The 3,698-nt window shown below is 70.4% G+C and carries 3 protein-coding genes; all 3 read left to right on the top strand.

Annotated features, from left to right (window positions below; translation table 11 throughout):
- Positions 1–683: tRNA (guanosine(46)-N7)-methyltransferase TrmB (gene trmB, locus G6030_RS07770; protein ID WP_182642726.1), on the top strand; the 683-nt coding region annotated here is incomplete at its 5' end.
- Positions 684–750: 67 nt separating this feature from the next.
- Positions 751–1,407: an NYN domain-containing protein gene (locus G6030_RS07765; protein WP_241724238.1), complete on the top strand. Its 657-nt coding sequence runs from the start codon at positions 751–753 to the stop codon at positions 1,405–1,407.
- An 11-nt stretch (positions 1,408–1,418) separates the two neighbouring features.
- Positions 1,419–3,698, top strand: a 2,280-nt coding sequence (locus G6030_RS07760; protein WP_347238606.1) for an MMPL family transporter, incomplete at its 3' end; no start/stop codon positions are given.

Below are 3,698 nucleotides of genomic sequence, written 5' to 3'. Positions count from 1 at the left end.
GTCTCTTCCCCCGGGTGACCGCCTACCGGTTCCGCCGCGGCACCCTGCGGCCCGGTCAGCAGCGCAACTGGGAGGAGCACTGGCCGACCTACGGTCGCAACGTCTCCGACGAGATCGTGGACCCCGAGGCGCTCTTCGGCCGGCGCGCGCCGCTGATCGTGGAGATCGGCTCCGGCACCGGTACCTCCACGGCCGCCATGGCCGCGGCCGAACCGGACATCGACGTCATCGCCGTGGAGGTCTACCAGCCGGGACTGGCCCAGCTGCTGGGCATGATCCTGCGCGAGGGCCTGGAGAACGTGCGCATGATCCGCGGCGACGGCGTGGACGTGCTCACCAACATGATCGCGCCGGCCAGCCTGGACGGTGTCCGTGTGTTCTTCCCCGACCCCTGGCCCAAGGCCCGCCACCACAAGCGGCGGCTCCTGCAGTCCGGCACCTTCGAGCTCATCGCCTCGCGGCTGAAGCCGGGCGGCGTGCTGCACGTGGCCACCGACCACGCCGACTACGCCGAGTGGATCGCCGAGACCGGCGACGCCGAGCCCGCGCTCCAGCGGCTGGACCCCGCGACGGACCTCCGCCACGTACCGTTCAGTCTGGACAGACCCGTGACGAAGTTCGAGGGCAAGGGGTTGCAGGAGGAACGGGTGATCAACGAGTTCCTCTGGCGTCGGGTGCACTGACGCCCCACCCCAGGACCCCCGAACGACGAGAACCGAGGCGGACGACGCGATGACCCCACCAGACGAGATGCGCAACCACGACATGACGGAGGTGGCCACGCCCGACGGACCGGGGGTGGTGCTCCTCGTGTGGGACGCGCCCAACGTCGACATGGGGCTCGGCTCGATCCTCGGCGGCCGCCCGACCGCCGTGTACCGCCCGCGCTTCGACGCGCTCGGCCGCTGGCTGCTCGGCTACACCGCCGACCTGTCCGTGCGGACGCAGGACGCCCTCGAGGCCGAGGCGACCGTCTTCACCAACATCGTCCCGGGCACCTCGGACAACGTCCGCCCGTGGGTCGAGGCCCTGCGCAACGTCGGCTTCGCCGTCTTCGCCAAGCCCAAGACCAGCGACGACTCCGATGTCGACGACGACATGCTCGAGCACATCGACCGGCGCGCCGAGTCCGGCCGGCTCGCCGGCGTCGTGGTGGCCTCCGCCGACGGGCAGGCGTTCCGCGAGCCCCTCGAGGAGCTGGCCGAGGACATCCCGGTCGCCGTGATCGGGTTCCGCGAGCACGCCACCTGGGCCGTCCAGCACGACACCATCACGTTCCTCGACCTCGAGGACATCCCCGGGGTGTTCCGCGAGCCGCTGCCGCGCGTCAGCCTCGACAACCTGCCCGACGAGGGTGCCTGGCTGCAGCCGCTGCGGCCGCTGTCGGCACTGCTCACCTCGCGCTAGGAGTTTCCCCGGTGTTCAACTCACTCGGGCGGTTCGTCGCCCGCCGCCGCGTCCTGGTCGTGATCTGCTCCGTGGTGGTCATGGCCTTCCTCAGCCTCGCCGGCTCCGCGTTCGGCAACCCGTTCGGCCAGGGCGGCTTCGAGGACCCCGACAGCGGATGGGCGACCGCCGAGCAGTTGGAGCAGGAGGCGTACGGGCGCGACGCCCTCGGCGACGTCGTGGTGTCCTACCACGCCCCCGAGGGCACGTCGGTCGACGATCCGGCGTTCCAGGAGCCCATCCGGCAGTCGTTGGAGTCGATCCGTACGGAGAACCCCGACCGGGTCACCGGCGTGACCAGCTTCGTGTTCAACCAGTCGCCGGCCCTGGTCAACCGTGACGCGGGTATCGCGGTGGCCTCCATCCAGATCGCCGGTGAGGCCGAGGAGATCCTCCAAAACTTCCGGGCGATCGAGGACCAGATCCCGGTCGAGGGCATCGAGACCGACATCGCCGGCCTCCAGCCCGTCGCCGGCGCCCTGCAGGACGGCATGGACGCCGACCTCGTGCGCGCGGAGCTCATCGCGCTGCCGCTCGTGTTCTTGCTGCTCATCGTAGTCTTCGGCGGCGTCGTGGCCGCGTTCCTGCCGGTCGCGGTGGGCGTGCTGACGATCCTCGGCTCGCTCGGCGCGCTTCACCTGCTGTCACTGGTCACGCCCGTGAACTCGTTCGCGCAGAACGTCGTCACCCTCATCGGTCTGGGCCTGGCGATCGACTACGGCCTGTTCGTGGTGAGCCGGTTCCGCGAGGAGATGGCCGAGGGCTATCCACCGGACGCCGCGGTGCGCCGGTCCGTGGCCACCGCCGGTCGGACCGTGGTGTTCTCGGCGGTCATGGTGGGCGTGACCCTGTCGGGCCTGCTGGTCTTCCCGCAGGACTTCCTCAAGTCCGTCGCCTACGGCGCGATCGCCGCGGTGATCCTCGCCGCCGCGCTCTCGGTCACCCTGTTGCCGGCCGTACTCATGCTGCTCGGCCACCGTGTCGACGCGCTCGGCATCAAGCGAATGCAGCGGCACCGCACCCGCGAGGAGGTGGAGAACGGACTGTTCGGCCGCGTGGCCGACTTCTCCATGAAGCGCCCGGTGGCGGTGGCGATCCCGGTCGTCGTGGTGCTGGTCGCGCTCATCATCCCGTTCTCGGGCGTGAAGTTCGGCGGCATCAACGAGACCTACCTGCCGCCCGACAACCCCACGCGCGTCGCTCAGGAGGAGTACGACCAGAACTTCCCGGGTACCCGCACCGACCCGGTCAAGCTCGTGGTCCTCGGCTCGGATGGAGCGACCCTGTCGCAGATCCGCTCCGCGGCCAACGAGGCGCCCGGGCTCACCGGCCCGTTCCAGTTCGCCCGCTCGGGCGGGCAGGACTCGCAGGGCCGCGAGGTCGTGGTGCTGCAGGCCGGCGTGGTCGACCGCAACGCGGCGACCGAGACCGTCGAGTACCTGCAGTCCTTCCCGATCCCCGCCGGCACCGAGGTGTTCGTCGGCGGCAACCCCGCGATGGAGAAGGACTCGGTCGACGCCCTGATCGCCGGGTTGCCCTGGTTCGTCCTGTACGTCCTCGTGGCCACGACGCTGCTGATGTTCCTGGCGTTCGGGTCGCTGGTGCTGCCGATCAAGGCGGCCATCATGAACATGCTCGGCCTGGGCGCCACGCTGGGCATCCTCACGTGGATCTTCGTCGACGGGCACCTGTCCGGGCTGCTCGGCTTCACGCCGGGCCCGCTCACCTCGCCGGTCGTGGTACTGCTCATGGCGATCATCTACGGGCTGTCCACGGACTACGAGGTGTTCCTCGTCTCGCGGATGGTCGAGGCCCGCTCCCGCGGCGCGCGCACCGCGGTGGCGATCCGCAGTGGCGTCGCGCAGACCGGACGGATCATCACGTCGGCTGCGCTTATCCTCATCGTGGTGACGGGCGCGTTCGCCTTCTCCGAGATCGTGATGATGAAGTACATCGCGTTCGGCATGATCGCCGCGCTCATCATCGACGCCACCGTCATCCGCATGCTGCTGGTGCCGGCGGTCATGCAGATGCTCGGCACCGACAACTGGTGGGCGCCGAAGTGGATGAAGCGGGTCCAGGAGCGGATCGGCCTGGGTGAGGCCGAGCTCGACGACGAGCCCGAGCTCCTCACCGGTCGGCCCGCCGACACCGACGGCGCGGGACCGGCCGGGAACGCGGTGGCGGGACCGTCGGCGGACGCCGACACCGCCGCCGCGGATACCGGTGAGGCGGGGGCCGGGGCGGCGCAC

Source organism: Dietzia sp. E1 (genome assembly GCF_014145015.1).
GTDB classification, from domain to species: domain Bacteria; phylum Actinomycetota; class Actinomycetes; order Mycobacteriales; family Mycobacteriaceae; genus Dietzia; species Dietzia cinnamea_A.
This window is presented reverse-complemented; position numbering and strand designations above follow the sequence as displayed.